Origin of the sequence: Tomitella biformata AHU 1821, assembly GCF_000524475.1 — a bacterium.
In the GTDB taxonomy this organism is placed as follows: domain Bacteria; phylum Actinomycetota; class Actinomycetes; order Mycobacteriales; family Mycobacteriaceae; genus Tomitella; species Tomitella biformata.
Window position 1 is genome coordinate 43,259 of record NZ_BAVQ01000005.1, and the last position, 19,408, is coordinate 62,666.

The 19,408-nt window shown below is 69.2% G+C and carries 17 protein-coding genes and 1 pseudogene; 12 read left to right on the forward strand and 6 right to left on the reverse strand.

Features of this window, described 5'->3' with window-relative positions:
• Nucleotides 1–7: 7 nt before the first annotated feature.
• A complete protein-coding gene (locus TBIF_RS03385; protein ID WP_024793456.1) occupies nucleotides 8–445 on the reverse strand; it encodes a succinate dehydrogenase hydrophobic membrane anchor subunit in 438 nt (145 codons plus the stop codon).
• Entirely contained in the window at nucleotides 446–853 is a 408-nt protein-coding gene (sdhC, locus tag TBIF_RS03390; protein WP_084611518.1) for a succinate dehydrogenase, cytochrome b556 subunit, read from the reverse strand.
• A gap of 273 nt (nucleotides 854–1,126) precedes the next feature.
• Between sdhC and TBIF_RS03395 the strand changes: the two genes are divergently transcribed.
• From TBIF_RS03395 to TBIF_RS03415, 5 genes are all read left to right on the forward strand, one after another.
• The gene (locus tag TBIF_RS03395; RefSeq protein ID WP_024793458.1) at nucleotides 1,127–1,543 is read left to right on the forward strand and encodes a cytidine deaminase; all 417 of its coding nucleotides are present in this window, start codon (nucleotides 1,127–1,129) and stop codon (nucleotides 1,541–1,543) included.
• Entirely contained in the window at nucleotides 1,536–2,813 is a 1,278-nt protein-coding gene (locus TBIF_RS03400; RefSeq protein ID WP_024793459.1) for a thymidine phosphorylase, read from the forward strand. The genes TBIF_RS03395 and TBIF_RS03400 overlap by 8 nt, the downstream gene beginning before the upstream one ends.
• Before the next feature lie 119 nt (nucleotides 2,814–2,932).
• Nucleotides 2,933–5,098: a DUF2254 domain-containing protein gene (locus TBIF_RS03405; RefSeq protein WP_024793460.1), complete on the forward strand. Its 2,166-nt coding sequence runs from the start codon at nucleotides 2,933–2,935 to the stop codon at nucleotides 5,096–5,098.
• A 95-nt stretch (nucleotides 5,099–5,193) separates the two neighbouring features.
• On the forward strand, nucleotides 5,194–7,302 hold the full coding sequence (locus tag TBIF_RS03410; RefSeq protein WP_148302143.1) for a bifunctional lysylphosphatidylglycerol flippase/synthetase MprF: 2,109 nt from the start codon (nucleotides 5,194–5,196) through the stop codon (nucleotides 7,300–7,302).
• Nucleotides 7,303–7,390: 88 nt separating this feature from the next.
• Nucleotides 7,391–8,581, forward strand: coding sequence for a methyltransferase (locus TBIF_RS03415; RefSeq protein ID WP_024793462.1), 1,191 nt, complete (start codon nucleotides 7,391–7,393; stop codon nucleotides 8,579–8,581).
• Here the strand turns inward: TBIF_RS03415 and TBIF_RS26120 are convergent.
• A pseudogene (locus TBIF_RS26120) lies at nucleotides 8,578–8,733 on the reverse strand (type I methionyl aminopeptidase); the annotation flags it as partial. The gene TBIF_RS03415 and the pseudogene TBIF_RS26120 sit on opposite strands and share 4 nt — an antisense overlap.
• A 137-nt stretch (nucleotides 8,734–8,870) precedes the next feature.
• Between TBIF_RS26120 and TBIF_RS03420 the strand changes: the two are divergent.
• From TBIF_RS03420 to TBIF_RS03430, 3 genes are all read left to right on the forward strand, one after another.
• Nucleotides 8,871–9,836 (forward strand): R2-like ligand-binding oxidase, encoded by a 966-nt coding sequence (locus tag TBIF_RS03420; protein WP_024793463.1) that lies wholly within the window; start codon nucleotides 8,871–8,873, stop codon nucleotides 9,834–9,836.
• A gap of 129 nt (nucleotides 9,837–9,965) precedes the next feature.
• Nucleotides 9,966–11,144 (forward strand): adenosine deaminase, encoded by a 1,179-nt coding sequence (locus tag TBIF_RS03425; RefSeq protein ID WP_024793464.1) that lies wholly within the window; start codon nucleotides 9,966–9,968, stop codon nucleotides 11,142–11,144.
• Nucleotides 11,145–11,227: 83 nt separating this feature from the next.
• Complete coding sequence (locus tag TBIF_RS03430; protein WP_024793465.1) at nucleotides 11,228–11,959, forward strand: VIT1/CCC1 transporter family protein; 732 nt, start codon at nucleotides 11,228–11,230, stop codon at nucleotides 11,957–11,959.
• 17 nt (nucleotides 11,960–11,976) lie between these two features.
• On the opposite strand, the gene TBIF_RS25835 is transcribed toward TBIF_RS03430, so the two are convergent.
• The gene (locus tag TBIF_RS25835; protein ID WP_024793466.1) at nucleotides 11,977–13,269 is read right to left on the reverse strand and encodes a SatS C-terminal domain-containing protein; all 1,293 of its coding nucleotides are present in this window, start codon (nucleotides 13,267–13,269) and stop codon (nucleotides 11,977–11,979) included.
• Nucleotides 13,270–13,374: 105 nt separating this feature from the next.
• Between TBIF_RS25835 and upp the strand changes: the two genes are divergently transcribed.
• Nucleotides 13,375–13,998, forward strand: a complete 624-nt coding sequence (gene upp / locus TBIF_RS03440) for a uracil phosphoribosyltransferase (RefSeq protein WP_024793467.1) — start codon at nucleotides 13,375–13,377, stop codon at nucleotides 13,996–13,998.
• Here upp and TBIF_RS03445 read toward each other — a convergent pair.
• Both TBIF_RS03445 and TBIF_RS03450 read right to left on the reverse strand, forming a co-directional pair.
• Nucleotides 13,995–15,428, reverse strand: coding sequence for a phospho-sugar mutase (locus TBIF_RS03445; protein ID WP_235174481.1), 1,434 nt, complete (start codon nucleotides 15,426–15,428; stop codon nucleotides 13,995–13,997). The two genes, upp and TBIF_RS03445, sit on opposite strands and share 4 nt — an antisense overlap.
• A 179-nt stretch (nucleotides 15,429–15,607) precedes the next feature.
• On the reverse strand, nucleotides 15,608–16,426 hold the full coding sequence (locus TBIF_RS03450) for a purine-nucleoside phosphorylase (RefSeq protein WP_024793469.1): 819 nt from the start codon (nucleotides 16,424–16,426) through the stop codon (nucleotides 15,608–15,610).
• Nucleotides 16,427–16,944: 518 nt separating this feature from the next.
• Between TBIF_RS03450 and TBIF_RS03455 the strand changes: the two genes are divergently transcribed.
• The 3 genes from TBIF_RS03455 (at nucleotide 16,945) to TBIF_RS03465 (ending at nucleotide 19,393) form a co-directional block, all read left to right on the forward strand.
• Complete coding sequence (locus TBIF_RS03455; RefSeq protein WP_024793470.1) at nucleotides 16,945–18,435, forward strand: WS/DGAT/MGAT family O-acyltransferase; 1,491 nt, start codon at nucleotides 16,945–16,947, stop codon at nucleotides 18,433–18,435.
• Nucleotides 18,432–18,581 (forward strand): hypothetical protein, encoded by a 150-nt coding sequence (locus TBIF_RS25610; RefSeq protein ID WP_158506309.1) that lies wholly within the window; start codon nucleotides 18,432–18,434, stop codon nucleotides 18,579–18,581. Before TBIF_RS03455 ends, TBIF_RS25610 begins: the two co-directional genes overlap by 4 nt.
• 116 nt (nucleotides 18,582–18,697) lie before the next feature.
• Entirely contained in the window at nucleotides 18,698–19,393 is a 696-nt protein-coding gene (locus tag TBIF_RS03465; RefSeq protein ID WP_024793471.1) for an enoyl-CoA hydratase/isomerase family protein, read from the forward strand.
• Nucleotides 19,394–19,408: the final 15 nt, after the last annotated feature.

Below are 19,408 nucleotides of genomic sequence, written 5' to 3' on the forward strand. Positions count from 1 at the left end.
TGATGCTTTAGGTGCGCAAGTCAGTGAAAGTGAAGATGGTGTACGTGCCGACCACCATGACGATGATCATCGAGATCACCAGCAGCGTCGTGAGCCAGAAGCGCGTGGTGTCCTTGCGGGAGTAGTCCGCGATGACCGTGCGCAAGCCGTTGCCGCCGTGTAGCTGGGCGAGCCACAGCATCGACAGATCCCAGATCTGCCAGAACGGGCTGGTCCAGCGATCAGCGACGAAGCCGAAGTTGATGCGGTGCACGCCGTCGTCGACCATCAGCATGATCGTCAGGTGCGTGAGCACCAAGATCAGGAGCGCGACGCCCGAGAGACGCATGAACACCCATGCCATCATCTCGAAGTTGCCGCGGCGAGGGCGGCGCGGCGAGCGGGGATTGTCCAGGCTCGCGGGTCGGTCGTAGTAGCGACCGAGTGACTTCGCTTCAGTGCTCATTTATGACAGCCCCTTCAGAACCTGCTGGATGATCCGGAAGGTGGCGGGGATCATCACGACAATCCAGATGGTCGCGACAGCCCAGAGCATCTGCTTCTGGTACTGGCAGCCCTTCGCCCAGAAGTCGACGGCGATGATGCGCAGGCCGTTGAGCCCGTGGTAGAGCACCACAGCGACCAGACCCAGCTCCATCAGAGCCACGAGGGGGTTCTGGTAGGTGCCAATGACTGCGTTGTACGAGTCCACGCTGACCCGCATCAGGGCGGTGTCCAACACATGGACGAATAGGAAGAAGAATGTGGCGACGCCCGTAATCCGGTGCAGGGCCCAAGACCACATGCCGGGGTCTCCCCGGTAGATCGATCGGGTGCGCTCTCGCGTGAGAGCGACTTCTGGCGTACTGGTCATCGAGCGCTATGCCTCCAACGTCTGTGGTGATTCGACAAGCCGGAGACGATAGGGCCAGGTGGGGTGGTGTTGCTATCCGCCTGGCGGGGCCTCGGGTCTCGGCGAGAACCTGAACCGACAGATGAACTGTAGTCCCACGATAGAGCGGCAACTAATTGGATATGGCCGGAACGGGAAACGCACACGGCAAGTAAGTGCAGCCTAACCAAACGATTTTCGTGTATACGTCGCGCCTCTCCGCCGGAGAATGTGATGGGTGGCACGATGGGTCGTGTGAGTGATATCGATTGGGAAAACCTTCGGAGCTGCGCTTTCGCCGCCTCAGCAGGCGCCTATGCGCCCTATTCCGGCTTCCGGGTGGGTGCGGCGGCCGTCACCGCGGATGGTCAGGTCGTGCGCGGATGCAATGTGGAGAATGTCTCACTCGGCCTGACGCTCTGCGCCGAGACCGTACTGGTGGGTAACTTATTCGCGGCCGGTGGGGGCCGGTTGCGGGCCCTCGTCTGCTGCGACGCGGACGGCGCCCCGTTGATGCCGTGCGGACGCTGTCGACAGGTCCTTTTCGAGCACGGCGGCCCCGAACTCCTAGTCGACGCGGCCGGCGGCCCGCTGACGATGGGGGAGTTGCTGCCGCACGCGTTCGGGCCGGATCAGTGGGCTTCGGGACAGTTAGGTTCAGCCCATGAGTGAAATCGTCCCCATCATCACCGCCAAGCGCGACGGCGGAGAGCTCACCGACGCGCAGGTTGACTGGGTGGTGCGCGCCTACACCGCGGGGCAGGTGTCCGAGCCGCAGATGGCCGCGCTCCTGATGGCCATCGTGCTGCGCGGCATGACGCGTGCCGAGACCGCCCGCTGGACCACGGCGATGATCGACTCCGGCACGCGGATGGACCTGTCGGCGATCACGCGCCCCACCGTCGACAAGCACTCCACCGGCGGCGTCGGCGACAAGATCACCCTGCCCCTCGCGCCGCTCGTCGCGGCCTGCGGGGCGGCCGTGCCCCAGCTCTCCGGCCGCGGGCTCGGCCACACCGGCGGCACCCTCGACAAGCTCGAGGCGATCCCCGGCTGGCGCGCCGACGTGCCGCTGCCCGCGATGCTCCGCCAACTGGAGGATGTGGGGGCCGTCGTCTGCGCCGCGGGGCCCGATCTGGCCCCCGCCGATCGGAAGATGTACGCGCTGCGCGACGTCACGGGGACCGTCGAGTCGATCCCCCTGATCGCCAGCTCGATCATGAGCAAGAAGATCGCCGAGGGGGCGGGCGGGCTGGTCCTCGACGTGAAGGTCGGCGGGGGCGCGTTCATGAAGACGCTGCCCGACGCGCGCGCCCTCGCCCGCGCCATGGTGGACCTGGGCGCGGACGCCGGGCTGCCGACCGTCGCGCTGCTGACTGGGATGGACACCCCGCTGGGCATGATGGTGGGCAACGCGCTCGAGGTCGAGGAGTCCGTGGCCGTCCTCGCCGGCGGCGGGCCCGCGGATGTGCGGGACCTGACCCTTGTCCTGGCCCGCGAGATGCTCGACGCGGCGGGCCTGCCCGACGCGGACCCGGCGGCAAGATTGGCCGACGGCTCCGCGATGGACCACTGGCGTCGGATGATCCGCGCGCAGGGCGGGGATCCCCATGCGGCACTGCCGCGCGCTGTCGAGACGGAAACCCTGCGGGCGCACGAGGGCGGAGTGGTCGAGCGGGTCGACGCGCTGGCCGTCGGGCTGGCGGTGTGGCGCCTGGGCGCGGGCCGGTCCGCGCCGGGGCAGTCGGTGCAGGCGGGCGCGGGGATCGAGCTGCACGTGCGGCCCGGTGACCCGGTGCGAGCCGGGGACGCGCTCGCCACGCTGCACTCGGACACCCCGGAGCGGTTCGAGCCGGCCCTGGCAGGACTGCGCGACGGCATAGTGGTCGGCTCGGCGGTGGCGGACACACTGGTCGGGGTGCTGGACCGGATCGGCGGCTAGCGTCACCAGGTTTCTTTGCCGGGGTGCGCCGTCTGGCAGTGTGGACGGGCGTCTATTCGCTAACCTACGAGGTGAGCGGCGGATCCGGCAGGCCGGGCCGACCAGGGAAGAGGCGCTGGATGCAGCATTGGTTCGATTCGGCGATTGTCCAGACAGGCCGACTTCCGCTGTTTATTTTGCTCGTCGCGTTCCTCGCGGCCTTCCTGTTCATCCGGCTCAGCGTGCGGATGATCCGGGCGGAAGTGCGCTGGTGGCCCGGCAACATCCAGCCCGGCGGCCTGCACGTGCACCACGTCATCTTCGGTCTCGTCGCCATGCTGATCTCCGGGTTGGGCATGATCACGCTGGCGAACTACTCGACACCCGTCGCGAACGCGGTGCTGGCTGGACTCTTCGGCATCGGTGCGGCCCTCGTCCTCGACGAGTTCGCGCTGGTGCTCTATCTGGACGATGTGTATTGGCTGGAGCGCGGCCGGGCCTCCATCGACGCGATCTTCGTCGCCGTCGCCGTGATGGGGCTGTTCGTCATCGGATACCGCCCGCTGGGCTTCGACGGAACCCTCGACGAGCTTCTCAACGACCAGGACCTGGCCACGCTCATCGCGACCGCGATCCTGCTCGCCGCGTTGGCAGGGTTGGCGGTCATCACCTTTCTCAAGGGCAAGCTGTGGACGGGCATGCTCGGATTGTTCCTGCCGCCCCTGCTGCTGGTCGGCGCATGGCGCCTGGGCCGGCCGGGCGCGCCGTGGGCACGCTGGTTCTATGGGACGCGCCCGATGAAGCAGTCGCGGGCGGCGAGCCGGGAGGAGCGGTACCGGCAGCCGGTGGTCCGGGCGAAGATCGCAGTCCAGGAGGCGGTGTCCGGCCGCTTCGGCGAGCCGCTCGTCTCGCCCGCGTCGCCGGCGGAGGTCCGCACCGCCGCACCCGAGGTCCCAGCCCCGGCCGCGCGCCGAGTCCAGGGGGCGGGGGAGCGCCTCGCGAACGCGATCCGCTGGCGGCGCACCCGCCGCCGCCTGCGCCGAGCGCCGCTGTGGCGATTGCCGATGGTGCTGGTGTCGGTATCGGTCCTGCTGGCGTTGGCGATGACCACCTTCGACGGGGAGCTGGTGGATGAGAATGGCCAGATCCTCTCCGGCATGGACACCGGTTCGACGGCGACCCTCCTGAGCGTGATCGCGGGCGGCATGATCACCCTCGCCGGTTTGGTTTTCACCGCGCTCACGCTGGCAATGCAGTTCGGGGCCTCGCAGTTGTCGATCCGCGTGGTGCCGCTGCTGCAGCAGTCGCCGATCATGCGCTGGTCCATCGGCATGTTCCTAGCGACATTCACCTTCGCGTTGATCACCGCCTTCGACCTGGCGACTACGACGGAGGCGGTGCCCCTGTTCTCCACCGTCATCGCCCTGATGATGGCGGTGGTCAGCACGCTGGTGCTCATCGGGCTGGTCACCCAGGTCTCGAATGTGCTCAACCCCGGGAAGCTGCTGGGCCAGATCGCGGACAGCGGTCGCGTCGCCGTGCACCGGATGTTCCCCTCGGACGCGGCAGCGGTCCCTGTGCTTCCCGCCGGGCCCGTGCTGGCGGACGGGCCCACCCGCGTCATCGCGCTGCGGAACACCAGCCCCGACGGCCGGGTGCTGCTGGTGGTCAACAGCATTCGGATCACGCGGCTGGCACGACGGTGGGGGGTGAGCATCGTCGTCGAGCCCGCGGTCGGGGACTTCGTGTCCGTCGGCTCGCCGCTGTTCACCGTGCGCGGGCCGCAGCAGCGAGTCCGGCCCGCGCTATTGCGTCGGAATTTGGTGTTCGGGGAGAGCCACAGCCCGGATGTGAGCCCCGCCGCCGCCATCCAGTCGATTGTCGATATCGCCCTGAAAGCATTGTCCCCGGCGATCAATGATCCGAGCCGGGCGGTGCAGGCGATCGACTTCCTCGAGGATCTGCTGATGCTGCTCGCGTCGAAGGCCCCGGCGACGACGATCGACGAGGTTGGCGAGGTGCGCACCCGCGTTTTTGTGTGGGAGAGCTATGTGGCGATGGCGGTGGACGAGATTCGCAATTTCAGCCCGGACTCGCTGATGGTCCAGCGGCGGTTGCGGGCGCTTCTGGTGAATCTGCTGGCGGTGTGCTCCGAGGATCATCGGGCGCCGGTCGAGGAGCGGTTGGTGGCGCTCAACGACATGGCGGCGCGGCGCTGGCACAGCGACCTCGACACCCGGCTCTCGCAGACGCCGGACATGCAGGGCTTCGGCCGGTCCGCGGGCCTGGATCCCGAGATCGACTGACAGAAATTGTGCGGGGCCGTGAATCGCCACGGAGAAGGCGCCACCTCGGCTAGCGTTTCGCGAAGGCGACTAAAAGTCCTTCGGAGGTGTTCGGGTTGAGCGAGACTCTGGGTGCAGGGGGAGGCAGTGCGGTGCAGGGCTGGCTCGCCCGGCAGGGGCAGGTGCTGTGGCGCGGATTGGTCCGGGTTCCGTTCGCCGCGGCGATCACCACGCTGTTGCTCATCTCCGGGTTCGCGTCCGCCGGCTTCTGGCAACGGGTCGACGAACGCGGGTGGTACGAGTCCATCGCCTATGGGGTGCCGGCAATGCGGGAGGGCCACTGGTGGTCGCTTGTCAGCGGCATGCCGTTTGGCTTACACCCCGCGGTCTTCGTACTGCTGGTGGTGCTGGCCCCGATCGTCCTGGGCTGGACCGAGATACGCCTGGGCACCGCCAGGACGGCGCTGGTGTTCCTCGCGGGGCAGGTGCTGTCGGTCGCGGGCGCGACGGGGCTCCTGTTGCTCGCGGACCAGACGGACTGGCGCTGGGCCAACGAGCAGGCGACGGTGTGGGATGTGGGACTGACCACCGGCCTGGTCGCGGTGCTCGCCGTCTTGACCGCCACCTTCCGCTCGCCCTGGCGGCTGCGGGCACGCGTCCTGCTGTCCGCGTATGTGGCGGTGAGCTTCCTCTTCCTGGGGCGCTTCGCGGACGTGACGCACATCCTCGCGGTGCTGGTGTTCCTGCCGGTGGGGAACAGGTGGCTCTCGGGAGTCGAGCGGGGCTACCGGCCGCGGACCCGCAGGGAGACGCGGCTGCTCGCCTTCGTCGGGCTGCTCGTGATCGCGGCGGTGGAGGTGCTGGTGTACTTCGTGCCCAGCGACGGCCCCTTCGGCCCGACAGAGGCCGACTCGTCGTCGCTGTGGTCGATGCTGCTGTCGGTGGCGATCGTCGCGGCGGTCGCCGACCAGCTGCGACGCGGGCGGCGTTGGGCCTGGTGGGTGACGGTGGTGTACGCCGCGCTGCTCGTCGGCATGACGATAGTGGTGCTGGCGTTCGTCGTCATCACCGACTATGAGTCCATCGGCCTTGTCTCGGTGGGAGTTGGACTGCTGTGGGGCATCGAGCTGTTCCTGCTGGTGATCGGCCGGGCGGCCTTCCATGTGCCCGCGCGCGGCCGCGCCATCGGGGACACCGGTTCGGCGGCGCCGGTGGACCGGGCGCGGGAGTCCCTGGCCGAGCTGGGCGGGGGCACCATGTCCTGGATGATCACGTGGCCGGGCAATGACTACCTGTTCGCCGGGGACGGTGTCATTGGTTTCCAGCGGCATGCCGGGGTCCTCCTCGAGCTGACCGACCCGGTGTGCGCGCCGGGCGAGGTGGGCGAGGCGGTCGCGCGGTTCGAGGAGGTCGCCGAGGGCAACGGCGCGATCCCCTGCCTGTTCTCTGTCTCCGGCGCGACGGCCGACGCGGCCCGCGCACGTGGCTGGCGGTGTCTGCAGATCGCGGAGGACGCGGTGCTGGACTTGCCGGAGCTGGAGTTCCGCGGCAAGAAGTGGCAGAACGTCCGCTCGGCGCTGAACAAGGCCGAGCGGGGCGGCATGGAGTTCGCCATGGTGACCTTGCGGGAGCAGTCTGCCGCGGTGCTCTCGCAGGTGCGGGAGATCTCGGAGCAGTGGGTTGGGGAGAAGGACCTCCCGGAGATGGGGTTCACGCTCGGCACGGTGGAGGAGGCGCTCGACCCGCAAGTGCGGGTGGCGCTGGCGACCGACTCGGCCGGACAGGTCCAGGGGGTGCTGTCGTGGCTGCCGGTGTTCGCGCCGGGGGGCGGGCACCGCGGCTGGACTCTAGATGTGATGCGCAAGCGGGACGGCGAGGGCGCCAATAATGTGATGGAGTTCCTCATTGCGCGCTCGGCCCAGTTGTTCAAAGAGGAGGGGGCGGAGTTCCTCTCGCTCTCGGGCGCGCCGCTGGCACGTGCCGACGCGGACGGCGACGTCACCGGGATGGACCGCGCGTTGGATCTGCTGGGCTCCGCGATCGAGCCGTTCTACGGGTTCCGGTCGCTGCACCAGTTCAAGTCCAAGTTCAACCCCCGGTACGAGCCGGTGTATCTGTGCTGCCGCGACGAGGCGGACCTGCCGCGGATCGCCATCGCGATCGGCCGGGCCTACCTGCCCACGGCGACGCCGCGGCAGCTGCTGGCGATGGCGCGGCAGGGCTAGCTGTGATGGGCACCTCCTCGGACTCAGTGGATTAGCGGGGGCGCCTGCGGGCGTGGCAGGGTTTCAACCCCCAGCAATAGGAGCTCAGATGGCCGAGTCCAATCAGATCGAGAACAGCCGCGTCGAGATCGTGTGGACCGAGGCCGACGCGGCGCAGTCCGCCCACTGGCGCTCCGAGAACGGGATGAACGTGCCCAAGCGGGTGGTCGTCGCCGACGACACGATGCGCGCCGACGACGCCTACCGGCTGGCCTGCGAGGGCACCGGCATCCTGTGGCGCGGCGACTTCCAGAACGCCCGCCAGCTGGTGCAGGCGATGGCTCGGCGCTCGGACCGCAAGCAGCCGCCGCTGGGCGCGACCCCCGCCGAGACCTTCCATCTGCAGCGCCGTGCGAAGGGTCTGCGGGCGCGCACGTTGAGCATGGTGCTGATCGAGGTCGGCGCGGACTTCGGCATCGGGCTGCGCCGCGCGCCGAACCTCGCGCTGGCCTGCGAGCAGGCCTACGGGAAGGTCGACGCGCCGTTCGTGACCTCCCTGCGCGAGCTGCTGGGTGTGGCGAGCGCGCAGCAGTGGCGGCTCAAGGGGGTGGAGGTGACAGCGCTGGGCAGGTCGTCGTCGGGCATGGCCCGGCGCGTGTTCCCGCACTACGGCGTTTTCTCGCCGGTGCGCGGCGAGTACGTGGACCTCGTCGCGCAGGCCCCGCTGCCGGGTCGTCCGGGCAGCGAGTCGAGCCTGACCGCGCTGGACCTGGGCACCGGCACCGGCGTGCTGGCGGCGGTGCTCGCCCAGCGCGGCGTCGGCTCCGTGGTGGGCACCGAGTCCAACGTCCGCGCAATCGACTGCGCCCGCGAGAACATCGACCGGCTCGGCCTCGCCAGCCAGGTCGCCGTGGTCGAGGGTGATGTCTTCCCGCCGACCGACACGCGGGCGGACATCGTCGTCTGCAACCCGCCGTGGATCCCCGCGCGGCCGACCGCGCTGATTGAGCAGGGCGTCTACGACCCCGAGAGCCGGATGCTGCGCCGCTTCCTCGCGGGCCTGCCCGACCGCCTCGCCGACGGTGGCGAGGGCTGGCTGATCCTGTCCGACCTCGCCGAGCGGCTGGGCCTGCGCGCCGAGTCCGACCTCCCCGACATGATCGATGCGGCCGGCCTGAGCGTGCTGGAGAAGCTGGACACCGCGCCCCGGCACCCGCGCGCCGACGACAGCTCGGACCCGCTGCACGCGCAGCGCTCCGCCGAGGTCACGTCGCTGTATCGGCTGGTGGTGGCGCTCTAGGCTTCGATTCGGGGTACGGCGGCGTGCTCCGAACGCGTCAGCACGAGTGGCGGGCCGTCGGTGATGGCGATGGTGTGCTCGCTGTGGGCGGTACGAGATCCGTCGGCGGAGCGGATGGTCCACCCGTCATCGTCGTGGATGACCCTGTCGGTGGTGCGGTGATCGCAGCACGGCCGGATCGTGTCAGACGATCGTCCGGCAGTCTGCCTGAATCCGGCTCCAGACGGGGCACAGATGCGTAGGCTCGGATGTGACGGGCATCTCACGCCGCATCTGTGGAGGATTCATCATGACCACGTTCACGCCGACGACCACCAGCTATGCCGCCAGGACAGGCTTCAGCACGCTGCGGGAGGGCGGGCTGAACTGGAACTCCTTCCCACTACGACTGTTCGCCAAGGGCAACGACCATTTCTGGGATCCGCGCCGGATCGACTTCAGCCAGGATGCCGCGGACTGGGCGGGGATGACCTCCGAGCAACGCCGCAGCGCCACCTATCTGTGCGCCCAGTTCATCGCGGGCGAGGAGGCCGTCACCCAGGACATCCAGCCGTTCATGCGGGCAATGGCGCTCGAGGGCCGCTTCGGCGACGAGATGTACCTGACGCAGTTCTGCTTCGAGGAGGCCAAGCACGCGCAGGGCTTCCGGCTCTGGATGGATGCGGTGGGGATGACGGCGGACGTCCACTCCTATGTGGCCGACAACCCGCACTACCGGCACCTGTTCTATAACGAGTTGCCGGAGTCGATGCGGATCCTCGAGAGCGACCCCAGCCCCGAGAACCAGGTTCGCGCCAGCGTCACCTACAACCACGTCATCGAGGGCAGCCTGGCGCTGACCGGCTATCACGCCTGGCAGAAGGTGTGCCGTGAGCAGCAGATCCTGCCCGGCATGCAGGAGCTGATCACCAAGATCAGCCTCGACGAGCGCCGCCACATGGCGTGGGGCACGTTCACCTGCCGACGCCACGTCGCGGCCGATGACCGGCTGTGGGGCGTCGTCACCGACCGGATGGGAGAGCTGCTCCCGCACGCGCTGAACATGATCAACTGGGTCAACGAGCAGTTCGACGAGCTGCCCTTCGGCTTCGACCCAGACGAGTTCACGCAGTATGCGGCGGACAAGGCCAGCCGTCGGCTCTCCGCGATCGAGTCCGCGCGCGGCCGGCCGGTCGCCGAGATCGACCTGGACCACTCGCCGGAGGTGCTCGAGGACCAGTTCGCTGCGGAGGATGCGGCGGCGGCGCAGGGCTGAGGCCTTTCCCACACCGCGTATCCACACCGCCTGGCCCCCGTATCTTGACCTCGCTGACGCTGCAACAGGGGTGCGGTCATGAAACGGGGGCGAGCTCGCGGAGGGGTGGTGGGCACTACGGTGGACGGCATGGCAGCGACAGGCCCCACACCGATTGACGACCGCGCGCTGCGCACTGCCCCCAAGGTGCTGCTCCACGACCACCTCGATGGGGGCCTCCGCCCGCAGACCGTCCTCGACCTCGCGCGCAAGCACGGCTACCGCGACCTGCCGTGCGATGACGGTCCCGCACTCGCGGCATGGTTCCGCACGGCCGCCGACAGCGGCTCGCTCGAGAAGTACCTGGAGACCTTCGCGCACACCGTCGGAGTAATGCAGCACCGCGATGCGCTGATTCGGGTGGCCCGCGAGTGCGCCCTCGACCTCGCCGCCGACGGGGTGGTCTACGCGGAGGTCCGCTTCGCGCCCGAGCTGCACATCCGGGCTGGTCTTGAGCTCGACGAGGTGATCGAGGCCGTGCTTGAGGGCTTCGAGCAGGGGTGTGCCGAGGCCGCGATCCCCAGCGCGCCGGGACACCAGAGCCCGGGACACCCGAGCCCCGGACTGCCGGGTCGCAGGCTGCGCGTCGGCGCCCTGCTCACCGCCATGCGGCAGGCCGCGCGCTCGCGGGAGATCGCCGAGCTGGCGGTGCGCTACCGCGACCGGGGCGTCGTCGGCTTCGACATCGCCGGCGCCGAGGCCGGGCACCCGCCCACCCGCCACCTCGACGCGTTCGAGTACATGCGACAGGCCAACGCGCACTTCACCATCCACGCTGGCGAGGCGTTCGGGCTGCCATCGATCCACGAGGCCATCGCGTTCTGCGGCGCCGACCGCCTGGGCCACGGTGTGCGGATCACCGACGATATCGCGGTGCCGGACCTGTTGGACTGGCATGCGGACGCGCCGCCGGAGCATCGTCCGGTGTTGGGCCTCGTCGCGAACTACGTGCGGGACAAGCGGATTCCCCTCGAGCTATGCCCCAGCTCGAATGTGCAGACCGGCGCGGCGCCCAGCCTGGACAAGCACCCCTTCGATCTGCTGGCGCGGCTGCGCTTCCGCGTGACTGTCAACACCGACAACCGGCTGATGAGCGACACCACCATGAGCCGGGAGATGGCGAAGCTGGTTGACACGTTCGGCTATGACTGGCTGGATCTGCGGCGGTTCACCGTCAACGCGGCGAAATCGGCGTTCATCCCCTTCGACCAGAGGCTGGCGCTGATCGACGACATCATCAACCCCGGGTACGAAGTCTTGTTCGGATAGCCTGCCCTCAGATTTTGTGTTTCGCCTGGTAGTGCAGCCTTTCCTTGCTAGAGGTTGCCAGCGTTCCGGCCTAGATTAGAGGCATGGACACACTTGAGAGAAGTGCCCAGTCTCGGGGCCACGGGTCAGAGCCGCACTCCGGTGCGATCGCGTCTCGGCTGAACTGGCTGCGGGCCGGCGTGCTCGGGGCGAACGACGGCATCGTCTCGATCGCCGGACTCGTCGTGGGCGTCGCGGCGGCGGGCGCGGCGACGGAGCCGATCCTGGTCGCCGGCGTCGCCGGTCTGTTGGCGGGCGCGGCATCGATGGCGATGGGCGAGTATGTCTCCGTCAGCACCCAGCGCGACACGGAGAAGGCGCTGCTGGCGAAGGAGGAGTGGGAGCTCAAGGAGTTCCCCGAGGAGGAGTTGCGCGAGCTCGCCGGGCTGTTCCGCGCCAAGGGGCTGAGCAAGGGCACCGCGCACCAGGTGGCGGTGGAGCTGACCGAGCACGACGCCCTAGCGGCGCACGCGGACGTCGAGCTGGGCATCGACCCCGACGAGCTGGCGTCGCCCTGGCACGCCGCGATCTCCTCGGCGATCGCCTTCGTGCTCGGCGCAATACTGCCGCTGCTGGCGATCGTGCTGCCGCCCGAGCAGTGGCGGATCCCCATCACGTTCGGCGCCGTGCTGATCGCGCTGGCCCTGACCGGCACCATCAGCGCCCGGCTCGGCGGGGCTAACCGCCGCCATGCAGTGCGCCGCGTGGTGCTCGGCGGCGCGCTCGCGATGGCCGCCACGTTCGCCATCGGCGAGCTCGTGGGGCTGGTGCTGTAGTACCCCGGGCTAGCGCCCTAGAGCACCACGAGACGCGTCTCGAAGGCCTGCTCCAGCTCCTGCCACGCCGCGGCCTCGCGGGCAAACGGCGGGTTGGGCGTGGGCCGGGCGGGGTCCGGGCGTCGGATCAACGAGAGCAGCCAGCCCAGCTCAGTGCTGGTCGCGAGGGCGTCGGCCACCGCGTCGTCGTCGGCGAAATCGGCGGCATCCTCGAACAGCTCGAGCGCCAACTCCAACTGCTCGTCGTCCACGGCGTGGGGGCCCTCGAGGATGTCCTCGGCGAGGCCGGGCAGCACGTACACGTTGTCATCGGAGATCTCGATCTCCAGGGAGCCGTCGGTGGCGGCCTCCGCGACCTCCGAGTACGTGCTCACCAGCGCGAGCTCGTGGTCGTGGTGGTCGGCGAGGTAGCGGGCCAGCCCGCGCTCGGTCGCGAAGACGTTGATCTGCCCGCGTCGGCCCAGGAAGACCGGGGCGTCCCCGAGGTAGCAGCGCAGGGTGTAAAACGCGCCAGCACGGGTGACGATCCGGATGGGGTCGATGCCGACATCGGTCCAGAAGTCGTCAAGCTCGTCATCCAGGTCCTCATCCTCCTCATCTTCGTCATCGTCGTCTTCGTCATCGTCATCGAGGTTGTTCGGGAGGTCCTCGCCGTAGATGTTCAGCTCGTCCGCCGACTCGAGCTCGTCGTCGGACTCCACGTCATTCTCGTCCACCGCGAGCAGCTCTGCCTCGGCGATCACGAGGGCTTCGGCGTCCACGTCGGGGGTGGCCACCAGCTCATCGAGGGCTTCGAGGACCTGGCCCCAGCCGTCGTCGATGGCCGTCCGGATGGCGGACCAGGTCTTCGCGCCGGCGCGGCCGTGGAACGCGCCCATGCCGTTGGCAAGCTGGTCGAACTCGATGTGGTCGTCGATGAAGTCCGTCAGCACGTCGAGCCCGCACACCTCGCCGATGGCGTAGGCCAGCGTCAGGCACGCGTCGAGGTCGCGGATGCTCGCGGAGTTCGGCTCGGCGGCAACGAGTTTCGGCAGGGCCGCGAGGTTGAACCGGTTCTCGTCCTCCGGCGTCAGCGCCTCCGCGGACAACGCGACGACGATGCGCCACGACGGATGGTCATGCAGATCATGGTCGTCATCCGTGCGGATGAACGCCGCCAACTCGGCGACGGAGTCGAAGACGTAGAGATCGTCGTCGAGGCCGAGGAACGCCTCCCACTCGTCATCGTCCTCTCGCCAGCGCGGTGCCCAGAGAGTGACGACGTTGCCGCCGGTCAGACCGAGCTCGATTGGGACGATATCTCCTGCCATGGCGCGAAGCCTAGCGACATTCTTCCCCGCACGGAAAGGGGGTGTGGTCAGCCGACTCCGCTCTGGTGTGTGGAGGGGCCGCGCGGAGCGCCTATTGTTCGCCTTATGGATATCCACCTCATCGATCATCCGCTGGCCGCGGCACGCATGACGACGCTCCGGGACGAGCGCAGCGACAACGCGCGGTTCCGGGCCGTGCTGCGGGAGCTCACCACGATATTGGTCTACGAGGCCTGCCGCGACATGCCCGTCGAGCAGATCCCGGTGACCACCCCGGTGACGGAGACGACGGGCGTGCGCCTGGCGAACCCGCCGCTGCTGGTGCCGGTGCTGCGCGCGGGCCTGGGCATGGTCGATCAGGCGCAGGCGATGCTGCCGGAGGCCGACCTGGGCCTGGTGGGCCTGGCACGCGACGAGGAGACCCTGGAGCCCAAGCCCTACCTGGAGTCGCTGCCCGAGGACCTGAGCGGGCGCCCGGTGTTCATCCTGGACCCCATGCTGGCCACCGGCGGCTCCATGGTCCACACGATCGAGCTGCTGGTCGCCCGCGGCGCCGACGACATCACGGCGATCTGCGTGGTCGCCGCGCCGCAGGGCGTCGAGGCGCTGCGCGAGTCGGGCCTGCCGGTGCGCCTGGTGGTCGTGGCGGTGGACCAGGGGCTCAACGCCGACGCGTACATCGTGCCAGGGCTGGGGGATGCGGGCGATCGGCAGTTCGGGCCGCGCTAGAGCAGCCGCCGAATCTGCTCTGCCATCCGCTCAAGCAGGTCTTGGGCGAGGGCCGTGTCCTCGGCCACCGCCTCCAGGTACGCCTTGAGCTTGGGCTCCGTGCCCGACGGCCGGATGACGACGCGGACCGATAACCCGTCGGCGGAGGCTCCGGTCCAGACGAGCGCGTCCGTCGTGCGGGTGGGATGCGTCAGCAGGTCCGCGCAGGCGACCTCGATGCCGGCCAACTCGGTGGGCGGGCGGTGGCGCAGCCTGGCCATCGTCTGGGCGATCAGCGCCAGGCGCTCCACCCGCACCGAGACCTGCGTGCCGACGTGTGCGCCGAACTCCGCCGCCAGGTCCGCCAGAACGTCGTCGAGGGTGCGACCGCGTGCTTTGAGCGCCCCCGCTAGCTCGCACACCACCAGCGCCGCGGAGATGCCGTCCTTGTCCCGCACGATCTCTGGGGCCACGCAGTAGCCGATTGCCTCCTCGTACGCGTAGACAAGGCCCGCGCCCGCCCGCACCAGCCACTTGAACCCGGTGAGCGTTTGCGCGTGGCGTGCGCCGCGGGCGGCGGCGATCTTGCCGAGCAGCTGCGAGGACACGAGGGTGCTCGCCACCAGCCCGCCCGGGGCCGAGCGGGCCAACAGGTGCTCGCCGAGGATTGCGCCGACCTCGTCGCCGCGGAGCATCCGCCAGACGCCGTTGTCCGCCACTCCCACCGCGCAGCGGTCCGCGTCGGGGTCCAGCGCGATCGCGATGTCCGCGTCGACCTCGGCGGCCAGCGCCAGCAGCCGATCGCACGCGCCTGGCTCCTCGGGGTTGGGGAACGGTGCGGTGGGGAAGTCGGGATCGGGCGCGAACTGGGACGCCACCACGTGGATGTCACGGTGGCCCACTCGGTGCAGCGCGTCGAGCAGCGTCTGTCCGCCGACGCCGTGCATCGCGGTGACGGCGATCCGGAGCGGCTTGCCGAGTTCGTCGGGGCCAGGATCGACCAGGCCGCACACCGCGTCTAGATACGCCTCGACAAGCTCGTCGCCAGCCGGCGCGACAGGCGCACGCGGGACCTCGTTCGCGGGCCCCACCCGTCCGATGGCGTTCTCGATCAGCCGGTCCGCAGGGGAGATCAGTTGCGCGCCGTCGCCGAGGTAGACCTTGTAGCCGTTGTCGCCGGCCGGATTGTGCGAGGCCGTGATCTGCACTCCCGCAGCCGCTTTCAGTCGCAGCACCGCGAACGCCACCACCGGCGTCGGCAGTGGCCGGGGGAGCAGCACCACGTGGTGCCCGGCCCCGGCGAGCACCTCCGCGGCGGCGCGCGCGAACTCCGCGGAGCCGTGGCGGGCGTCGCGGCCCACCACCACCGTCGTGCCCGGGCCCGTAGATTCGACAGTGGCCAGATAGGCGGCGAGCCCGGCCGTCGCCCGGACGACCGTCGCGAGGTTCATGCCCGACGGCCCGGCGCGCAGCGGCCCGCGCAGGCCCGCGGTGCCGAAGGCGATGGGCGCGCTGAAGCGTTCGGCCAGCTCGTGCGGATTGAGCGCGGCCAGTTCCGCGCGGGCGGCGGGGTCGGGGTCCGCGTTGATCCACCCCTGCTGTTCCGCAGTGAGTCCCGATTGAGCGGGCCTCACAGCGTGGCCACCACCTGGCGCAGCAGCGTGCCCATCCGCTCGGCGGCGGCGGCCCCCGCGGCGAGGACCTCGGCGTGGTTCAGGGGCTGCCCGCTCATGCCGGCGGCGGCGTTGGTGACCATCGAGATGCCGAGGACCTGCGCGCCGACCGCGCGGGCGGCGATCGTCTCGTGCACCGTCGACATCCCCACCAGGTCCGCGCCCATGGTGCGGAGCATGCGGATCTCGGCGGGAGTCTCGTAGTGCGGCCCGGGCAGACCGGCGTAGACGCCCTCGGAGAGCGTGGGGTCGATCTCCCGGCACAGCTCCCGCAGGCGCGGGTCATAGGCGTCGGTGAGGTCGACGAACTGCGCGCCGACCAGCGGGGAGCGCGTCGTCAGGTTCAGGTGGTCGCTGATGAGCACGGGCTGGCCCACGTGCATGTCGGTGCGCAGCCCCCCGGCCGCGTTCGTCAGCACCATCGTCTTGGCCCCCGCGGCGTGCGCCGCCCGGATGGGGTGCACCACATGCGCCAGGTCGAGGCCCTCGTAGGCGTGGGTGCGCCCGAGCAGCACCAGCACATCGCGCTCGCCGATGCGCACCGACAAGATGGTGCCGGCATGGCCCTCCGCGGACGGCGAGGTGAACCCGGCCAGCTCCGACATGGGAATCTCGGCCGTCGGCGCACCCAGTATCTCCGCGGCGGGCCGCCACCCGGAGCCGAGCACGACGGCCACCGAGTGGCTGGCGACGCCAGTGCGGTGGGCGATCTGCTGCGCCGCGCGCTGGGCGAAGTCGCCGGCGGTGGCGTGGGTGAGGATGTTCTGGAAAGGCATGGGGTCCATTCTCCCTTGGATTTGCTGTCACGGCTGCGCCGAGCAGCTCGACGCAACACACGGTGAGCTGGTGGATCACGTCTGCGACGTCGTAGTCGGCGGTTATGCGGCATATCGCTGTGCTGAGCGCGAGGCATCCGGCTGGCCGAACAGGAGAATCCTCAGGCCCGCCGCATCGCATACCTCACCGCAAAGTAGTCAGGATTACCCGCTGTGCGTCGACGCCCGGGAAACACGCGGTGGCCAGGGTGAAGCCACCAGCCCAACGCCGGACGAACATTCGGCAAAAAGTCGGGCGATGATACTGAAACATGCCTCTACCAGTGCTGACTGGACTACTGACCGGGTGGCTTTACGTCGCGACTGTGGGGTACAAAGGACCACAGCGAGATCAAATTATGATCTCCACCACATCTAAACGTGACGGTTGTACACACTTAGAAGAGTCCCAGACACCCGGCTCCTCAAGGTTGCAGACCAGGTTTTGGCCCGCTGCGCGTAGAGGGAGGATCACACAAGTGCTGTTGCCGATGTCTCCGACAGATTCGATGTTCCTGATCGGCGAGTCCCGCGATCATCCGATGCACGTCGGCGGCTTGGCGCTGTTCGCTCCGCCAGAGGCCGCCGACGCGCGGGATGTGCGCTCGATGCTCGATGCGGCGCTCACCCGCGGCGAGGTGGCCCCACTGCTGCGTCAGCGGGCCCGGCGGTCGGTGACCTCGCTGGGGCAGTGGGGCTGGGAGACCGATACCGACGTCGACCTCGATCATCACGTGCGCCATGACGCGCTGCCGGCGCCCGGCGGGATGGCCGAGCTGATGACACTGGTCGCCCGCCTGCACGCCACCGCGCTCGACCGCGGCCGGCCGTTGTGGGAGATGCACCTGATCGAGGGCCTCGCCGACAACCGTTTCGCGGTGTATATGAAGATCCACCACGCCCTCGCCGACGGTGTGTCCGCGATGAAGTTGCTGCGCAGCGCACTCAGTTCGAACCCTGATGCGTCCGGCATGCCAGCGCCGTGGGAGCCGCTGGTGCGTGAGCGTCCTGCGCTGCGACTGGTCCCCGAACCCCCTGCTTCGCACCTTGGCCTCCTCGAACTGCCGGCCGGGGCGCTGCGCGCGACCCGTGGCGTTGTCGGCGAGGTCGCCGGGATGCTGCCCGCGATCGTCGGCACTGTCGACCGGGCGCGCCGTCGCCGCGGCGGATCGCTCACCCTGGCTGCGCCCAAGTCCAGGCTGAACGTGCCGATCGGCGGGGCCCGTCGGTTCGCGGCCCGTTCCTGGCCGCTTGAGCGACTCCGCATGGTCGCAAAGTGTGCCGACGTCACCATCAATGATGTGGTGCTCGCGATGTGCTCTGGGGCGCTGCGCACCTACCTGGGCGAGGTCGGCGCGCTGCCCGACGACCCACTCATCGCGATGGTGCCGGTCTCGCTGCACAGCGAACAGCGGGAATCTAAGGGGGGTAACAAGATTGGGGTGCTGATGTGCAACCTCGCCACTCACCTCGGCGATCCCGCAGGCCGACTCGACGCGGTGAGCGCCCACATGCGCGAGGGTAAGGAGACGATGCGCGCCAAGAGCTCGGCGCAGCTTCTGGCGATGAGCGCACTCGGTGCTGCGCCCCTGGCGCTGGGCATGTTCGGCATGGGCGGGCCGATCCGGCCGCCGAACGTGATGATCTCCAACCTCCCCGGCCCCCCCGAGCCGCTGTACTGGAACGGTGCTCGCTTGAGCGCGCTGTACCCGCTGTCTATCCCGGTGGACGGGCAGGCCCTGAACATCACCTGCACCAGCACCGACGATGAGATCGCGTTCGGGTTGACTGGCTGCCGCCGCGCCCTGCCACCGCTGGAGCCGATGCTGGACCACCTCGACGACGAACTGGGCGCCCTCGAACAGTCCGTTGGCCTGCGGAGCGTCGGCACAGCCATCCGCACCATTGCCTACCCCGCACACAGCGACCCGCAGAGGTCGGCCCGGGACATGAAGGAGGATCACGCATGAACGCATCCGTCACACCGGCAGGATCTCGACGCGTCGCGCCCGGAGGGGCGATGAGCACGGCAGAGATCAAGGCCCGCATCGAGGCGATGTTCGCGGACGCTCCGGCGCCAGCTCCCGACGGATCCGGCGAGAAGAAGTCGGCATGAATACCAATGGCGCAGCGCCCGTCGTGCTGGGAAACTCACATACATGCCGCGTTTCCTTCAGGCGTGTTCCTCTGTCCGGTTAACATCTGTACTTACTCACCGGTAACATCGTCCCCATGCCATTTCTTGAGAAGCAGGGCGACGTGTTCATCTGGTACCTCGGCACCGAGGGCGAGGTGGACAGCGAGGCCCGGTTCAGCCCGGACTGGCTGAGTTCTGCCCACGCGATACTCGACGAGGTCGAGCAGAGCGAGGGGCCCGCCGCACTGGTCACCACCGCCACCGGCAAGTTCTTCAGCAACGGCCTGGACCTCGAGTACATCCTGCCGCGCCTGGACCAGCTGGACACCTACCTCGACTCCGTCCACGAGATCTTCCACCGCCTGGTGCAGTTCCCCGTGCCCACCGTCGCCGCCATCCAGGGCCACGCTTTCGGCGCCGGGGCCATGCTCGCCACGGCCCACGACTTCCGCGTGATGCGCTCGGACCGCGGGTTCTACTGCCTACCCGAGGTCACGCTCCAGATGCCGTTCACCCCCAGCATGACCGCGCTCATCACCTCGCGGCTGCCCGGCCAGACCGCGCTCGAGGCCATGAGCACCGGCCGTCGCTTCGGCGGCGCGGATGCCCTCACCGCGGGCATCGTGGACCAGACCGAGACGGGCGAGGACCTCCTGGCGGCGGCCGTCGCGCGCGTGGCCCCGCTCGCCGCGCTGCGCGGGCCGAACCTCGGCGGCATCAAGGCCGGCATCCACGCGGACCTGCTTGTGGCTCTCGCGGCCAAGACCACTGGCACACGTATCGGGGGCTAAATGCGAGACTGAATG